17 protein-coding genes are annotated in these 14,502 nt (G+C 68.6%); 5 read left to right on the forward strand and 12 right to left on the reverse strand.

Annotated features, from left to right (window positions below; all coding sequences use genetic code 11):
• Positions 1-53: 53 nt before the first annotated feature.
• The 3 genes from B7G54_RS04730 to B7G54_RS04740 form a co-directional block, all read right to left on the reverse strand.
• Positions 54-713 carry a glutathione S-transferase family protein gene (locus B7G54_RS04730; RefSeq protein ID WP_085038392.1) on the reverse strand — a complete coding sequence of 220 codons (660 nt, stop codon included), beginning with the start codon at positions 711-713 and terminating at the stop codon, positions 54-56.
• A 125-nt stretch (positions 714-838) separates the two neighbouring features.
• A complete protein-coding gene (locus tag B7G54_RS04735; protein WP_085038040.1) occupies positions 839-1,909 on the reverse strand; it encodes a rhodanese-like domain-containing protein in 1,071 nt (356 codons plus the stop codon).
• Between the two features lie 123 nt (positions 1,910-2,032).
• The gene (locus B7G54_RS04740) at positions 2,033-2,686 is read right to left on the reverse strand and encodes a peroxiredoxin (RefSeq protein ID WP_085038041.1); all 654 of its coding nucleotides are present in this window, start codon (positions 2,684-2,686) and stop codon (positions 2,033-2,035) included.
• Between the two features lie 291 nt (positions 2,687-2,977).
• Here B7G54_RS04740 and B7G54_RS04745 point away from each other — a divergent pair, with 291 nt between their 5' ends.
• On the forward strand, positions 2,978-3,883 hold the full coding sequence (locus B7G54_RS04745; protein ID WP_085038042.1) for an HTH-type transcriptional regulator ArgP: 906 nt from the start codon (positions 2,978-2,980) through the stop codon (positions 3,881-3,883).
• A 164-nt stretch (positions 3,884-4,047) separates the two neighbouring features.
• On the forward strand, positions 4,048-4,260 hold the full coding sequence (locus B7G54_RS04750; RefSeq protein WP_039349722.1) for a DUF1059 domain-containing protein: 213 nt from the start codon (positions 4,048-4,050) through the stop codon (positions 4,258-4,260).
• Positions 4,261-4,374: 114 nt separating this feature from the next.
• Here B7G54_RS04750 and ltaE read toward each other — a convergent pair whose 3' ends face one another.
• The 3 genes from ltaE to B7G54_RS04765 all read right to left on the reverse strand — a co-directional run bounded on the left by ltaE (position 4,375) and on the right by B7G54_RS04765 (position 6,420).
• Complete coding sequence (gene ltaE, locus B7G54_RS04755; RefSeq protein WP_085038043.1) at positions 4,375-5,388, reverse strand: low-specificity L-threonine aldolase; 1,014 nt, start codon at positions 5,386-5,388, stop codon at positions 4,375-4,377.
• 161 nt (positions 5,389-5,549) lie between these two features.
• On the reverse strand, positions 5,550-6,080 hold the full coding sequence (locus B7G54_RS04760) for a YMGG-like glycine zipper-containing protein (protein ID WP_085038044.1): 531 nt from the start codon (positions 6,078-6,080) through the stop codon (positions 5,550-5,552).
• Between the two features lie 13 nt (positions 6,081-6,093).
• The gene (locus tag B7G54_RS04765) at positions 6,094-6,420 is read right to left on the reverse strand and encodes a hypothetical protein (protein ID WP_085038045.1); all 327 of its coding nucleotides are present in this window, start codon (positions 6,418-6,420) and stop codon (positions 6,094-6,096) included.
• 503 nt (positions 6,421-6,923) lie between these two features.
• Between B7G54_RS04765 and B7G54_RS04770 the strand changes: the two genes are divergently transcribed.
• Genes B7G54_RS04770 through B7G54_RS04780 form a run of 3 tightly spaced genes read left to right on the forward strand, consistent with a single transcriptional unit; the run spans position 6,924 to position 9,525 of the window.
• Positions 6,924-8,336, forward strand: a complete 1,413-nt coding sequence (locus tag B7G54_RS04770; RefSeq protein ID WP_085038046.1) for a cytochrome ubiquinol oxidase subunit I — start codon at positions 6,924-6,926, stop codon at positions 8,334-8,336.
• A 30-nt stretch (positions 8,337-8,366) separates the two neighbouring features.
• The gene (cydB, locus tag B7G54_RS04775) at positions 8,367-9,374 is read left to right on the forward strand and encodes a cytochrome d ubiquinol oxidase subunit II (RefSeq protein ID WP_085038047.1); all 1,008 of its coding nucleotides are present in this window, start codon (positions 8,367-8,369) and stop codon (positions 9,372-9,374) included.
• Positions 9,346-9,525, forward strand: a complete 180-nt coding sequence (locus tag B7G54_RS04780) for a hypothetical protein (protein ID WP_085038048.1) — start codon at positions 9,346-9,348, stop codon at positions 9,523-9,525. The genes cydB and B7G54_RS04780 overlap by 29 nt, the downstream gene beginning before the upstream one ends.
• A 129-nt stretch (positions 9,526-9,654) precedes the next feature.
• Here B7G54_RS04780 and B7G54_RS04785 read toward each other — a convergent pair whose 3' ends face one another.
• From B7G54_RS04785 to B7G54_RS04810, 6 genes are all read right to left on the reverse strand, one after another.
• Entirely contained in the window at positions 9,655-9,849 is a 195-nt protein-coding gene (locus B7G54_RS04785; protein WP_060317401.1) for a YqaE/Pmp3 family membrane protein, read from the reverse strand.
• A 113-nt stretch (positions 9,850-9,962) separates the two neighbouring features.
• Positions 9,963-10,496, reverse strand: coding sequence for a TIGR00725 family protein (locus B7G54_RS04790; protein ID WP_106408940.1), 534 nt, complete (start codon positions 10,494-10,496; stop codon positions 9,963-9,965).
• Positions 10,489-11,322 carry an ABC transporter permease gene (locus tag B7G54_RS04795; protein WP_085038050.1) on the reverse strand — a complete coding sequence of 278 codons (834 nt, stop codon included), beginning with the start codon at positions 11,320-11,322 and terminating at the stop codon, positions 10,489-10,491. Before B7G54_RS04795 ends, B7G54_RS04790 begins: the two co-directional genes overlap by 8 nt.
• A gap of 10 nt (positions 11,323-11,332) precedes the next feature.
• A complete protein-coding gene (locus tag B7G54_RS04800) occupies positions 11,333-12,421 on the reverse strand; it encodes an extracellular solute-binding protein (protein ID WP_085038051.1) in 1,089 nt (362 codons plus the stop codon).
• Positions 12,422-12,447: 26 nt separating this feature from the next.
• Positions 12,448-13,491: an ABC transporter ATP-binding protein gene (locus B7G54_RS04805; RefSeq protein ID WP_085038052.1), complete on the reverse strand. Its 1,044-nt coding sequence runs from the start codon at positions 13,489-13,491 to the stop codon at positions 12,448-12,450.
• A gap of 7 nt (positions 13,492-13,498) precedes the next feature.
• Positions 13,499-14,350, reverse strand: a complete 852-nt coding sequence (locus B7G54_RS04810; RefSeq protein WP_085038053.1) for an ABC transporter permease — start codon at positions 14,348-14,350, stop codon at positions 13,499-13,501.
• Positions 14,351-14,502 lie beyond the last annotated feature (152 nt).

A 14,502-nucleotide genomic window follows, 5' to 3' on the forward strand; every position in this document is an offset into this window, starting at 1 on the left:
CACGCGCTGCCGGCCCTGCGCGGCAGCGTCGCGCCGCGCGACGCCCGCGCCGATCAGTCGCGATCCGGTGCGCCCAGCGGAAAGAACGAGCGATACGGCCGTGCCTCGTCGACCGCGCGCGCGAACGACGGACGCGCCAGCAGACGCTTGCGGTACGCCATCACGTTCGCGAACGACGGATCGATCCGGTGGGTCCAGTCCGCGTAGAACAGGAACGGCGCCGCGCCGCAGTCGGCGAGGCTGAAGCGGTCGCCGGCCGCCCATTCGCGATCGGCCATCTTCTTGTCCAGCCACGCATACGACGTGTCGAGCATCGCGCGCGCATCGGCGACGCCACGCGCATCGCGCTCGGCTTCCGGCCGCAACGCGTCGTGCACGACCTTCTGCTGCGGCGTCGACACGTAGTTGTCGAAGAAGCGATCCATCGTCCGCACCTCGAGCGCCGCGTGCGGATCGTCGGGCAGCAGCCGCACGGGGCCCGGATGGTTCAGGCCGAGATACTCGATGATGATCGACGCCTCGACCACGGTGCGGCCCGCATCGACGAGCACCGGAAAGCGCTTCAGCGGCCACAGCGCGGTCAGCTCCTGCATCGGCTTCGGATCGTCGTGCGCGAGCACGCGATACTCGAATGGCGTGCCGTTCTCGTACAGCGCGGTCAGCACCTTCTGGCAGTAGGACGAAAAGGGATGGGCGTATAGCGTCGGCATCATCGTGCGGTCTCTCAGGGGTTTCGGCACCGCGTCATGCGGCGCCACGTGATCGGATACCTTGACGACGAACGGCACCGGGCCGTTTCGACAGCGGCCCGGATATTTTTTCGGTGCGACTCGGGCCGTTACGACCGGCCGTCCATCACGACGCGCCCTTCGGCGCGCCAGCGCAGCATCCCGCCGCCGAGATTCGCCACCGTGTCGAAGCCGGCCTTCAGCAGAATGACGGTTGCCTGCGCGGATCGCCCGCCGGCCCGGCACACGGTCACGACCGGCCGGTCGCGTGCGATCTCGCCGGCGCGCGCGGCCAGTTCGCCGAGCGGAATCGGCGTCGCGCCGGGCAGGTGGCCGAGCGGCCCGGTGAATTCGTCCGGCTCGCGCACGTCGACGACCTGCACCGCCGCCAGATGATCCTCGAGCCATTGCGGATCGATTTCCCAGAACCCGGCGAACGTATAGACGAGCGGCGCCCAGTCGGGCACGGCCTGCACATCGGGCGCGTTCGCGGCGACGCCGCACTGCAGGTTCGCCGGCACCGCGACGTCGATCTGGCGCGGATGCGCGAGCCCGAGGTTGCGCATGTAGCCGGCGAAATCGTCTTCGCTCAGATCGCCGCCGAGGCGCGGATTGAAGCGCCGCTCCTCGCCGACACTCGTCACCGTGAGCCCGCGATAGTCGTGCGCCGGATACAGCAGGCACGCGGCCGGCAGCGTGAACAGCCGGCCGTGCACCGCGCGATACAGCGCGCGCGGGTCGCCCTGCTGGAAGTCGGTGCGGCCCGTGCCGCGGATCAGCAGGCAATCGCCGGTGAACGCCATCGATTCGTCGTCGAGCACGAGGCTGATGCAGCCGCTCGTGTGGCCGGGCGTTGCGCGCACGGTCAGGTAGCGCGCGCCGAACGCGCAGCGGTCGCCGTCGTTCAGGTAGCGGTCGGCGCCCTGCGCGCCGCTCGCGGCCGAGATCGCGATCGTGCTGCCCGTGCGCTGCTTCAGCAGCCACGCGCCCGTCACGTGATCGGCATGCACGTGCGTATCGACGGTCGCGACGAGCCGCAGCCCGAGTTCGTCGAGCAGCGCCGCGTCGCGGCGCACCTGCTCGAACACGGGATCGATCAGCAGCGCTTCGCGCGATGCGCTATCGGCAAGCAGGTACGTGTATGTCGACGATTGCGGGTCGAAGAGTTGCCGGAAGATCATCGCGAAGTCGCTCCGTCGCTGGTTGATACGTGCTTGATGCGTATTGTCCGGCCCGCGCCGCCGCTGTCGCGCGAGCCGCCCCGTCGGGGTCCTGCATGGCCGGCATCCGCCCGGCACGTCGTGTCAGCGCGGCTGCGTCACGTAGCGCAGGTATGGCTTCAGCGTCCGGAAGCCGTCCGGATACTTCTGCTTCGCCGCATCGTCCGACACCGACGTCGGAATGATGACATCGTCGCCGGGCTTCCAGTTGACCGGCGTCGCCACCGTATGCTTCGCGTTGAGCTGCAGCGCATCGAGCAGGCGCAGCACCTCGTCGAAGTTGCGCCCTGCGCTCATCGGATAGACGAGCATCGCCTTGACCTTCTTGTCCGGCCCGATGACGAACACCGAGCGCACGGTCGCGTTGTCGACCGCCGTGCGCGGGCCGCCGCTCGCATTCGGATGAATCATGTCGTACAGCTTCGCGACCTTCAGTTCGTCATCGCCGATCAGCGGATAGTTGACCGCGTGACCCTGCGTTTCAGCGATATCCGCCACCCACTTCCGGTGATCGCTGACCGGATCGATCGACAGGCCGATGATCTTCGTGTTGCGCTTGTCGAATTCCGGCTTGAGCCCGGCCATGTAGCCGAGTTCGGTCGTGCACACCGGCGTGAAATCCTTCGGATGGGAAAACAGGATCGCCCAGTGGTCGCCAATCCATTCATGGAAGCGGATCGTTCCCTCCGTGGTCTCCGCGGTGAAATCGGGCGCGTCCTCGCCTAGTCGAATCGACATGTTCGTCTCCGTCTAAATGGGAATCGTCACGACGCCCGCGCCGCGGCTTGCGCGACGCGCGATCGTCCGCGCGCGAAGTGCCGGCATGGCACATGCCGGGTTCCGCGCGTTCATATAGCGTAGGTCAAAATGCACGCGCCACCGGCATGCGGTGTGCGGCATCCGGCGTGCCGTGGCCGATTCCGGCGACGAGTGCGGTGCAGCAGGACGTTGCGCCGCACCCGGCCGCGCGTGCGCGCTGACTTACACTACCGGCTGTTCTCGTCTTACGTTCACAGGAATGCCACCGACATGTCGATGACGATCGATCCGAAGCAAGCCGCCGCGCTGCTGGCCGTCGCCGACACGGGCAGCTTCGAGCAGGCCGCCGTACGGCTGCACGTGACCGCGTCCGCCGTCACGCAGCGGGTCCGCGCGCTGGAGGCGAGCCTCGGCACGCCGCTCGTGCTGCGCACGCGGCCGTGCCGCCCGACGGTGGCCGGGCAGCGCGTGCTGCAGCACCTGCGCCGCGTCGCGCTGCTGCAGGCCGACCTGCAAAGCACGCTCGCGATCGAGCGCGAATCGCCGATCTCCGTCACGATCGCGCTCAATTCCGACAGCCTCGGCACGTGGTTTCTCCCGGCGCTGACGTCCGTGCTCGCGGGCGAACGCATCCTGTTCGAGCTGATCGTCGAGGATCAGGACCACACGTTCGCGCTGCTCGAAAGCGGGATGGCGGTCGGCTGCGTGACGACCGAGCCGAAGCCGATGCGCGGCTGCCTCGCGACGCCGCTCGGCACGATGCGCTACCGGCTGCTCGCGGCCGCCGCGTTCGCGGTGCGCTGGTTTCCGCGCGGGCTGAACCGCACGAGCGCGCGCAAGGCGCCCGTCGTCGCGTATTCGCGGCGCGATACGCTGCAGTCGTCGTTCCTGAAGGAGAAGTTCGGGTTGCCCGAAGGCGCCTACCCGTGCCACTACGTGCCGGGCACCCATTCGCACTTCGCGGCGGTGCGGCACGGGCTCGGCTATGCGATGGTGCCGGAGCCGCTGATCGGCAGCGCGCCCCTCGACGCGCAGGGGCTCGTCGATCTCGCGCCCGCGCACCCGACCGACGTCACGCTGTACTGGCACGCGTGGACGGTGCAGTCGCCGACGATGGCGTCGTTGTCCGAGCGGGTGGTCGAAGCCGCACGCCGGCTGCTCGCGCCGCTGCCGTGACGCGGGCGTGAGCGACACCGCCGACGCAGTGCGCAGTGCGGCGCGACATACATGACGACGAGCATCCCCGCCGCGCCGCCTATACTTTTTCCATCGGCCTCGCGAACGCGTTGCCCGGCCGACCACGTCAATCCGGCCGCTCCCTTTCCCGTCAGGAGAACATCATGTCTCGCCGCTACATCGATTGCCGCGAGTTTCCCAGCGCGACGAATTGCTCGGTCGCGATTTCCGCCGACTCCGACAACGAACTGCTGGAAGCCGCCGTGCAACATGCGGTCCTGGTGCACCAGCACACCGACAGCGCCGAACTGCGCACGCAGCTGAAAGCGCTGTTCCGCGACGGCACGCCGCCTGCCGACGCACCCCGGCAAGCGTAATCCGCCGGCTCGCCCGATATCGACAGACGGGTTGCCACGTCGCCCCGTCACCTCTCCGCTTCCTGCTTCGCGCCAAGTCGCGCCGGCGCCCCCCGCCGGCCGGCGCATTCCACCTTACGCGCGGCGCTGCGCGAAATACGCACCGACCGCGTCGATAAACGTATCGATGTCCGCGCGCGACACGTCGCAGTGCGTGACGAAGCGCGACGCGTACAGCATCTGCGTGAGGATCCCGCGCGCCTTGAGCCACGCCTCCAGCGGCGCGCAATCGGCTTCGGGGAATTGTGCGAACACCATGTTCGTCGCGTGCGACAGCACCTTCACGGCGTCGATGCGCGCAAGGCCTTCGGCAAGATGCGCGGCATTCGCGTGATCGTCCGCGAGCCGCTCGACATTGTGGTCGAGCGCGTACAGGCAGGCCGCCGCGAGAATGCCCGACTGCCGCATCGCGCCGCCGAGCACCTTGCGCCAACGCTGCGCGCGCTCGATCAGCGCGCGGTTGCCGACCAGCACCGAGCCGACCGGTGCACCAAGCCCTTTCGAGAAGCAGATCGACACGCTGTCGAACGGCGCGCCCAGCTCGGCGATCGAACGGCCCGACGCGACGGCTGCGTTGCATACGCGCGCGCCGTCGAGATGCAGCGACAACCCGCGGCTGCGCGCGAACGCGGTGGCTTCCTGCACATAGCCTTCCGGCAAGACCTGGCCGCCGATCGTGTTTTCGAGGGCGAGCAGGCGCGTGCGGGCAAAGTGATTGTCGATCGGCTTGATCGCCGCGGCGATCTTCGCGAGCGGCAGCGTGCCGTCCGGCGCGTTCTCGATCGGCTGCGGCTGGATGCTGCCCAGCACGGCCGCACCGCCGCCTTCGTACTTGTAGGTGTGCGCGAGCTGGCCGACGATGTATTCGTCGCCGCGTTCGCAATGGGCCATCAGCGCGGCGAGGTTGCTCTGCGTGCCGCTCGGGAAGAACAGGCCGGCTTCCTTGCCGGCCCGCTCGGCCATCACCGCCTGCAGGCGCAGCACGGTCGAGTCGTCACCCCATACGTCGTCGCCGACTTCGGCGGCAGTCATCGCGGCCAGCATCGCCTGGCTCGGACGTGTCACGGTATCGCTGCGTAAATCGATCATCGTTGAGTCCTGGGTAAACGCGGACCGGAACCGATGCGTCCGGCCCTGCCGAAACGAGACTCAGAGTGTACGCAATTCATGCAGCGCGTGTGTACCGACGGTCGATGCGCGCACGATTCTTCATTTGCGCGCCATGCTGCACGGGAACGACCGTACTGCCGTCAGTATCGCGGCGGCGGTTGAACGCCCGCCGGCGGCATCGGCGGCGCCGCGCGCGGCGCGCCGCCATATCCGCCACCGCCGCCGCTCATCCCGCCCGGCACCGGCACGCGGTTGCCGGTCGCGTACATGCATTGCAGGTAGCCGTAGTCGTAGCGGCGCTGGATGTCGTAGGCCGAGCCTTGCGCCGCGCCGGCGCCCACCACGCTGCCCGCGAGCAGCCCCGCGCCTGCGCCGACGGCCGCGCCCGTGCCGCCGTTGAACGCCGCGCCGGCCGCCGCCCCGAGCGCGGTGCCGACGGCCGCGCTGCCGACCGCGCTCGCGGTCGACGCTTGGCCCGCGCTCACGCCGCCCGATTGCTGGAACGCGTATTGACGGCAGTTCGCATCGTCGGCGCGGAACTGGTCGAACGACTTGCCGGTGCCGGGCAGCGCCATCACGCTCGGCCCGGTCGGCATGTACGCGCACGCGCCGAGCAGGCCGGCCAGCGCCAGCGCGGCCGGCACGCGCAGGGGTCGAAATACGGATTTCATCGTCGCGCCTCCGTCACTGCGGCCGCGCCGGCACCGATCGCCAGCCCGACTTGCAGGTCTTCACATACGGGTAGTAATGCTTCGACGCGTCGCAGTAGTACCAGAGGTTCGCGTCGCCGTTGTCCTGCGGCTGTCCCTTTTCGACGTACTCGGTCGGCGGCGCCGGATCGACGGGCACCGCGACCACGGGCGGCGGATAGTAATAGGGCGCAGGGACGACGGGGTAGTAATACGGGTAACCGGGGCCGACATAGACGCCGACCCGGGCGGCATGCGCCACGCCGCCCGTCGCGATCGCCACTGCGGCCACCGCGCCCAGTGCGAGCTTCAATCCATTCACGTCACGTTCTCCGGCTGGCGGTTCGTCGATGCGAACCCGACATACCGAACGCTACGCCGCGCGTGATCCGTCATCCATTACGGGCGCACATGCCAATGTTGCGCGGCGTTACCTATGTGACAGCCCCCATCGGCCGCGGCCCGCCGGCACGACCGCGCGCATTACGCGATAACGCACCGCAACGGTTCGGCCGCGCGCGGGCGCCGCGTCGCGCGATGTCACGCAGGGTTTGCGTCCGCACCAAACCGTTCCGATGACGCGACGCGCCATATTGACGCACGTGCGTCAGACCGCCACGCCACGGCCGCGCGCGCCGCAAGCAGCCTTCTTGATACGAATCAACGATTTACCCCGGAATCGCGCACGACGGGCTGGACATCTGCGACGAGTTGGCGCATTTCGCGGTGCAACATCGCGGCACATACTCCAGCCAACCCCGACGCCCCTCCGCCGGGGTCCGCCGGCAACCCGCCGGCGGGTATCGTCAGCCTCGGTCAACTGGTATGGACACCGCTCTTTCGGCCCTCGATCTGGCCCGCCTGCAATTCGCGTTCACCGTCTCCTTTCACATCGTCTTTCCGGCGCTGAGCATCGGCCTCGCCAGCTTCATCGCCGTGCTCGAATATCGCTGGCTGAAGACCGGCAAGCAGTACTACAAAACCCTCTGCCTGTTCTGGTCGAAGATCTTCGCGGTCGCGTTCGGGATGGGCGTCGTCTCCGGCGTCGTGATGAGCTACCAGTTCGGCACGAACTGGTCGGGCTTCTCGAGCTTCGCCGGCGCCGTCACCGGGCCGCTGCTGATGTACGAGGTCATGACCGCGTTCTTCCTCGAAGCCGGCTTCCTCGGCATCATGCTGTTCGGCTGGAACCGCGTGAGCCCGCGCGCGCACTTCGGCGCGACGTTGATGGTCGCGATCGGCACGCTGATCTCGACGTTCTGGATCCTCGCGTCGAACAGCTGGATGCAGACGCCGCAGGGCTTCGAGATCGTCGACGGCCGCGTCGTGCCGACCGACTGGTTCGCGATCATCTTCAACCCGTCGTTCCCGTACCGCCTGTTCCACATGGCGATCGCCGCGTTCATCGTCGCCGCGCTGGTGGTGGCCGCGACCGGCGCGTGGCACCTGCTGAAGGGCCGCCGCGACAAGGGCGTGAAGAAGATGTTCTCGATGGCGCTGTGGCTGCTGCTCGTGCTCGCACCGCTGCAGGCCGTGATCGGCGACCAGCACGGCATCAACACGCTGAAGCACCAGCCCGCGAAGATCGCCGCGATCGAAGGGCTGTGGGAAACCGAAAAGGGCGGCACCGCGCTCAACCTGTTCGGCATTCCGGACATGAAGGCGGAAACGACCCGCTACGCGGTGCAGGTGCCGCACCTCGGCAGCCTGATCCTCACGCACAGCTGGGACGGCGAGATCCGCGGGCTGAAGGACTTCCCGCCGGAAGACCGCCCGAACTCGACGGTCGTGTTCTGGAGCTTCCGGATCATGGTCGGCCTCGGCTTCGCGATGATCGGCCTGGCCGCGCTCGCGTGGTTCCTGCGCCGCCGTGGCCGCCTGTATGAATCGAAGTGGTTCCAGCGCTTCGCGCTCGTGATGGGCCCGACCGGTTTCGTGTCGCTGCTCGCGGGCTGGGTGACGACCGAAGCGGGCCGCCAGCCTTGGGTGGTCTACGGCGTGATGCGTACCGCGCACGCCGTGTCGCCGCTGTCGGTGCAGCAGGTCAGCCTGTCGATGATGACGTTCGTGATCGTGTACTTCCTCGTGTTCGGCACCGGCGTGTACTACATGCTGAAGCTGATGAAAGCCGGCCCCGCGCTACCCGACGCGAAGCATGACGACATGCCCGACACGCGCCACGATCACACCGCGCGCCGCCCGATGTCGGCCGTCGACGAGCCGCTCGAGACCGTCTGAGCCCCACCCTTTCCGCACACGAGAAAACCTATGGACGTCACCGTAATCTGGGCCGCGATCATCGCATTGGGGCTCTTCATGTACGTCGTGCTCGACGGCTTCGACCTCGGCATCGGCATCGTCTTCCCGTTCTTCCCGGACGAGAAGGAACGCGACCTGATGATGAATACGGTCGCGCCCGTGTGGGACGGCAACGAGACCTGGCTCGTGCTCGGCGGCGCCGGGCTGTTCGCGGTGTTCCCGATCGTCTATTCGACCGTGCTGTCGGCGCTGTACCTGCCGCTGATCTTCATGCTGGTCTGCCTGATCTTCCGCGGCGTGTCGTTCGAGATCCGCGCGAAGGCGCGGCGCACGAAGCAGCTGTGGGATCTCGCGTTCATCGGCGGCTCGGCCGGCGCGACGCTGTTCCAGGGGATCGCGCTCGGCGCGTTCCTGCAGGGCATCAACGTGAAGAACGGCGTGTTCGCGGGCGACGCGTTCGACTGGCTCACGCCGTTCAGCCTGCTGACCGGCCTCGGCCTGATCGTGACCTATGCGCTGCTCGGCTGCTGCTGGCTCGTCGCGAAGACGGAAGGTGACCTGCAGCGGCGCCTCCATCGCGTGGTGTGGCCGCTGACGGTCGTACTGCTCGGCTTCATCGCGGTCGTCAGCCTGTGGACGCCGCTGCAGGATCCGGCCATCGCGCAGCGCTGGTTCGATTCGGGGCTGTTCTGGCGCCTGCTGCCGGTACCGTTCCTGGTCGCCGGGTGCGCAGTGTGGATGCGGCGCGCGGTGCGCGACCGGCATGACATGACGCCGTTCGTGCTCGCGCTGGCGCTCGTGCTGCTCGGCTATGTCGGCCTGCTCGTCACGCTGTTCCCGTACGCGATTCCCCAGACGATGACGATCTGGGAAGCAGCGGCGCCGCGTTCCAGCCAGACCTTCACGCTGGTCGGCGCAGCGGTTATCCTCCCGATCATCATCGCCTACACGACGATGGGTTATTGGGTATTCCGAGGCAAGGTGCGCCATGAAGACCAGCATTACTACCACCACTGATTCCGCCGAGCGCCCCGCTACGGCGCCACGGCCGCGGATGCGCGGCTGGATGTGGTTCGTCGTCCTGTGGGCGGGCGGCGTGATCGGCGCCGTCACGCTCGGCTATGCGTTCAAGATCTTCATGAACCTGACGCTGTTTGCGGTGAAGTAAGCCGGCCGGCCGCTTCGATCGAACATGATCGAGGCGGCCGTTTTCATTTCGTCGGCCGATTTGCCGATTTGCAGACCCGTCCGATTTCGCCGCGTCCGCCCGGCAGGCGCCGCCGCGGCCCTCCCCCGCCTACCGCCGCTCGCCCAGCGCCGCCTCGATCTTGCGATCGGTCTTGTACTGGCTCAGCGCATACACCGACCAGATCGCGGCCGGCAGCCAGCCGATGATCGTGATTTGCAGGATCAGGCAGATGATCCCCGCGATCGGGCGGCCGATCGTGAAGAACTGGAACCACGGCAACAGCAGGGCAAGCAGAAGGCGCATTGGGAATCCTCTCGAGGCGTCGTTGAACGTTCATGCGCAGCCAATATGGCGGAGCGCGCGCCCCATTTCAAGCCCGGCCCGCCGCTCGCGCGCGAACCCAGCCGGCCTTCGCCCTACGCCGAATCGGCCAGCCACCGCGCGACCCGCGCAACGAGCGGATCCACTTCGTCGAAGCATTCGGCGCCCGCCACGCGCGGCGCGTCGCAAATCGCGAACACCGGCTTGCCCCACTGCAACCCGAGCGCGATCTCGGACAGCGTGCCGAGCCCGCCGCCGATCGCGATCAGGCACAGCGACGCACGCGCGACCAGTGCGTTGCGCGTGATGCCGAGCCCGGTCGGCAGCGCGACGCTCAGATAGGGATTCGCGAGGGCCGCGTCGTCTTCCGGCAGCAGCCCGATTGCGCACCCGCCGGCCGCATGCGCGCCGCGCGCGGCCGCCTCCATCACGCCCTGCTTGCCGCCGCCGACGATGGCGACACCCGTCGCCGCGAGCGCATGCGCCACCCGCTGCGCGACCCGCATCTGCTCGTCGGTCGCCTCACGCGGGCCGATCACGCCCACCGGCATGCGATGCCGCCGCGTGCCGCGCTGCCGCTGCGCGAGTTGCGCCAGCGCGTCGCACGTCGCATCCGACCACTCATCCATGACGTCGTTGCCGTACAAGGCCTTCCCCCAATGCAAGAACGCAGGTGCAGATCGCCGTCAGCACGATCGACAGCACGGCCGCCTGCGAGAAATCGGTTTGTCCGTCCGACAGCTTCAGATACATCAGCAGCGGCAGGATGTTGATCTGTGTGCCGGCCAGCGCGAGCGCCGTGCCGTAGGTGCCGAGCGCGATCGCCGTGACGAGGCACCACGCGGACGCGACCGACGGCCACAGTTCGCGCCACGCGACGTCGAGCCACGCACGCCACGGCCGCGCGCCGAGCGTCAGTGCCGCCTCGAGCGGCCGCCGGTCGAGATTCGCGAGCGCCGGGTAGATCATCAGCGCGACTCGCGGGATCAGGTAATACGCATACGCGACCGCCAGCCCCGGCATCGTGTAGATCGCGCCGCCGAGCACGTTCGGGTCCGCGCCCAGCGACGCCGCCAGCGTGGTGACGAAGCCCGCGCGGCCGAACGCGAGGATGAAGCCGTACGCGATCACCAGCCCGGAAAACGCAAGCGGCACGCCAAGCAGCGCGAGCGTCCAGTGGCGGCGGGCGGGCGACTGCCCGGCCAGCGCGAAGGCGACCGGCACGCCGACACCCACCGACAGCGTGCCGGCGCCCGCCGCCAGCGCCAGTGAACGTACGATCGCATCGGCGACGAGCGGATCGCGCAGCACCGCGCCGAACGCACGGCCGCCGTCCGTGAAAGCCGAGCCGACGAGCGCGGCGAGCGGTAGCGCGAAGCACACCGCCAGCAATACCGCCGCCGGGGCCGCGCCGAAGCGGCGCAGCGCGCCGCGTTCCGCCAGGGAAGTCTGCATCGCGCGCCTCTCAGTTGCCGAGCGTCGCCTGCGACCAGAGCTGGTCGACCTCGGCCTTGCGTGCGGCCGCCTTTGCCACGTCGAGCGGGCGCACCTGCGGCGCCTTCGGCAGCTTCGCCGCGACATCCGGCGCAACCGGCGTGCCGGGCACGGCCGGCCGCACGAAGCCCTGCGCGAACAGCGCCTGCCCGACGTCGCTCATCACCAGGTTGAGCCACAGCTGCGCGGCGGACGGGTTCGGGCCGTTCTTCACGAGGCTCATCGCATACGGTGCCGACACGCTGCCGTCCTGCGGAATCACGACGTCGGCTGCGTCCCCCATGCCGTCGACGTACTTCGCCTTCAGGCCGTCGTTCTCGTAGCCGATCAGGACCGGAATCTCGCCCTTCACGAACTTCGCATAAGGCGTCGTGCCCTCGACGCGCAGCACGTTGCCCGCGCTCTTCAGCTTGCCGAAGAATTCCGCGCCGGGCTTCGGGTTCTCGACGCTCCCGCCGTTCGCATACGCGGCCGCGAACACGGCGACCTGCCCCTGCCCGGTCGAACGCGGGTCGAGATAGACGACCGCGTTGCGATATTCCGGCTTCAGCAGGTCGGACCAGCGCTGCGGCACGTTCTTCACGAGCTTGCGGTTGACGAGGAATGCGATGTTCAGCGAGTGCACCGCGAACCAGCGGCCGTCCGCCGAGCGAAACACGTTCGGCAGCTTGTCGAAGTTGACCGGCTTGAACGGCGCGACGACATCCTTGCTCTCCGCATCGAGCGCCGACGCGGCGAAGTAATACGCGGTATCGGCCTGCGGACGGCGGCGCGACTTGTCGAGCGCGACCACGGTCGCGGCCGAGCCGATGTCGTTGTAGGTGATCTCGACCTTCGGATAGCGCTTGCGGAACTCGGCGAACAGCGCCTTCCAGTTGGCCCATTCAGGGCCCGTGTCGAACGACACGACGAGCCCTTCGTCGGCGGCCTTTGCATACAGCGCGTCCTCGCCCGGATACAGCGGCGCGGCGTGCGCCGGCGCGGCAGCCAGCGCCGCGAACGCGCAGAGCGCCAGCACGCCGGCGCGCATGGTTTTCACAAGAGGGTGGCCTGCAAGCATCGGGGATCTCCGTTGAATGAAAGGGGTCATTGCGCGTCCGGCGCGGCCGGCAGCACGAGCAGATGGCGCGGTTCGATCGCGATACGCCGGGTGGCCGGCACGCGGCCTTCGCACAGCAGCGGGTCGGCCGAGCCGGCGGGAATGAAGTCGTAGCGTTGCGTCGCGCCGAAGTAGCGCACTTCGCCCGGGCAGCCGTCGATGCGGTTCACGCCGTGCTCCGGCGGATCGGCTTCCACGTGCTCGGGCCGCACCAGCACCTCGATCTCGGCGCCCGGCCGGTGCGCGCCGGTCTCGACGCGCAGCGTCGCGAAACGCACGTCGACCGTGTCGGGCGCGACCACGCGGCCGCGCAGCAACGTCGAATGCCCGACGAAGCGCGCGACCTGCGCGGACGCCGGCCGCTCGTACAGGTCGCGCGGCGTGCCCACCTGCAGCACCCGCCCGCCGTCGACGATCGCGACGCGGTCAGCCATGCTCAGCGCCTCGTCCTGGTCGTGCGTGACGAGCAGCGTCGTCGCGCCGCATGCGCGCTGCAACGCGCGAATCTCGTCGCGCAACTGATGGCGGATGCCCGCGTCGAGCGCCGCCAGCGGCTCGTCGAGCAGCAGCAGCTTCGGCTCGATCACGAGCGCACGCGCCAGCGCGACGCGCTGCTGCTGCCCGCCGGACAGCATCGCGATGCCGCGCTCCGCATGCGCCGCCAGGCCGACGCGCTCGAGCATTTCTCGCGCGCGCCGCCGCCGCGCGTCGGCCGCGACGCCGCGCATCCGCAGCCCGTACGCGACGTTGTCGGCCACCGACAGGTTCGGAAACAGCGCGTAGTGCTGGAACACCATGCCCACTTCGCGCCGCCACACCGGCACGCCCGCCACGTCGGCGCCGCCGATCGCGATGCGGCCGCTGCCGCCATCGAGCAGGCCGGCCGCGAGCCGCAGCAGCGTGGACTTGCCGGACCCGCTGCGCCCCATCACCGCGAGCAGCTCGCCTTGCGCGGCGGACAGCGTGACGTCGTCGACACCGTGTCGCGCGCCGGGATACTGGAAACTGACGTGTTCGAATTCGAGACTCATGACGGACTCACTTCAGACGTTGCACGGTGCCGACCGACACGAGCGTCGCGAGCACGGCGAGGACGAGCAGCACGACGGTGGCCGCGCACGCCATCCCCGACGCGCCGTAGAACGCCTGCAGCAGCACGATCGGATAGTTGCGGTAGCGAAAGCCCGCAATCAGGTTCGAGATCTGGAATTCGCCGATCGACAGCGCGGCCACCATCACGAGCCCCGAAAACAGGCTGTGCCGCAGGTTCGGCAGCACGATCGTGAAGAACTGGCGCAGCGGCGTCGCACCGAGCGTCGCCGCGCAGGCCTCGAGGCGCGCGAGGCCGAGGTGGCGCAGATCGCTGAGCAGCGTCTGCAGCAGGTACGGCAGCGTCAGCACCGCGTGCGCCGCAATCAGCAGCGGCAACGTGCCGAGCCATGGCAGCGTGTCGCCGCTGAAGATCGCGATGTAGCCGAAGCCGAGCGTCAGCGCAGGCACGCCGACCGGCATCAGCATCACGACGCGCGTCGCCATGCCGCGCCCGGCCTGCGCACGGTGATGCAGCGAATAGGCAAGCGGCAGGCCGATCAGCGCGTTGAGCGCGCAGCACGCCAGCGCCACCGTGAGGCTCACGCCGAATGCGCGGGTAAAGCTGCGATTCCCGGCCAGATCGGCGAACCAGTGCCCGGTGAAGCCGGTCGGCAGCAGCGTGTTCGTCCACGACTGACCCACCGACCCGATCAGCAGCAGCGCAATCGGCAACAGCAGGTAGAGCCCGAACACCGCGACGAGCGCATTCAGCAGAAAGCGTCCGGCACGCGGACGCGCGGGCCTGTTACGCGGAATCGGAACACCATCGGCCAGTGCCGGGGCGGTAGACGCAGGCATGGAAACACTCGCGGACAAGAGACAAAGATGCCACGCAACGCCCGCCGGGCGGGGCTGTCACGCGTTTTCTGGACGATCGCAGTGTGCGGTTCCGACATGGCATCGTCATGAAAAAAACGTACAAAGCCCGCATCGATCTGTGCGCCGAAGGA

This window comes from Burkholderia puraquae (genome assembly GCF_002099195.1).
GTDB classification, from domain to species: Bacteria; Pseudomonadota; Gammaproteobacteria; order Burkholderiales; family Burkholderiaceae; genus Burkholderia; species Burkholderia puraquae.

Coding starts and splice junctions, on each gene's coding strand:
- B7G54_RS04790 (WP_106408940.1), bottom strand. CDS start 10,496: ATGGATGAGTGGTCGGATGCGACGTGCGACGCGCTGGCGCAACTCGCG.
- B7G54_RS04780 (WP_085038048.1), top strand. CDS start 9,346: ATGAAGACCAGCATTACTACCACCACTGATTCCGCCGAGCGCCCCGCT.
- B7G54_RS04805 (WP_085038052.1), bottom strand. CDS start 13,491: ATGAGTCTCGAATTCGAACACGTCAGTTTCCAGTATCCCGGCGCGCGA.
- cydB (WP_085038047.1), top strand. CDS start 8,367: ATGGACGTCACCGTAATCTGGGCCGCGATCATCGCATTGGGGCTCTTC.
- B7G54_RS04760 (WP_085038044.1), bottom strand. CDS start 6,080: ATGAAATCCGTATTTCGACCCCTGCGCGTGCCGGCCGCGCTGGCGCTG.
- B7G54_RS04745 (WP_085038042.1), top strand. CDS start 2,978: ATGTCGATGACGATCGATCCGAAGCAAGCCGCCGCGCTGCTGGCCGTC.
- B7G54_RS04740 (WP_085038041.1), bottom strand. CDS start 2,686: ATGTCGATTCGACTAGGCGAGGACGCGCCCGATTTCACCGCGGAGACC.
- B7G54_RS04800 (WP_085038051.1), bottom strand. CDS start 12,421: ATGCTTGCAGGCCACCCTCTTGTGAAAACCATGCGCGCCGGCGTGCTG.
- B7G54_RS04810 (WP_085038053.1), bottom strand. CDS start 14,350: ATGCCTGCGTCTACCGCCCCGGCACTGGCCGATGGTGTTCCGATTCCG.
- B7G54_RS04795 (WP_085038050.1), bottom strand. CDS start 11,322: ATGCAGACTTCCCTGGCGGAACGCGGCGCGCTGCGCCGCTTCGGCGCG.
- B7G54_RS04770 (WP_085038046.1), top strand. CDS start 6,924: ATGGACACCGCTCTTTCGGCCCTCGATCTGGCCCGCCTGCAATTCGCG.
- ltaE (WP_085038043.1), bottom strand. CDS start 5,388: ATGATCGATTTACGCAGCGATACCGTGACACGTCCGAGCCAGGCGATG.
- B7G54_RS04785 (WP_060317401.1), bottom strand. CDS start 9,849: ATGCGCCTTCTGCTTGCCCTGCTGTTGCCGTGGTTCCAGTTCTTCACG.
- B7G54_RS04750 (WP_039349722.1), top strand. CDS start 4,048: ATGTCTCGCCGCTACATCGATTGCCGCGAGTTTCCCAGCGCGACGAAT.
- B7G54_RS04730 (WP_085038392.1), bottom strand. CDS start 713: ATGATGCCGACGCTATACGCCCATCCCTTTTCGTCCTACTGCCAGAAG.
- B7G54_RS04735 (WP_085038040.1), bottom strand. CDS start 1,909: ATGATCTTCCGGCAACTCTTCGACCCGCAATCGTCGACATACACGTAC.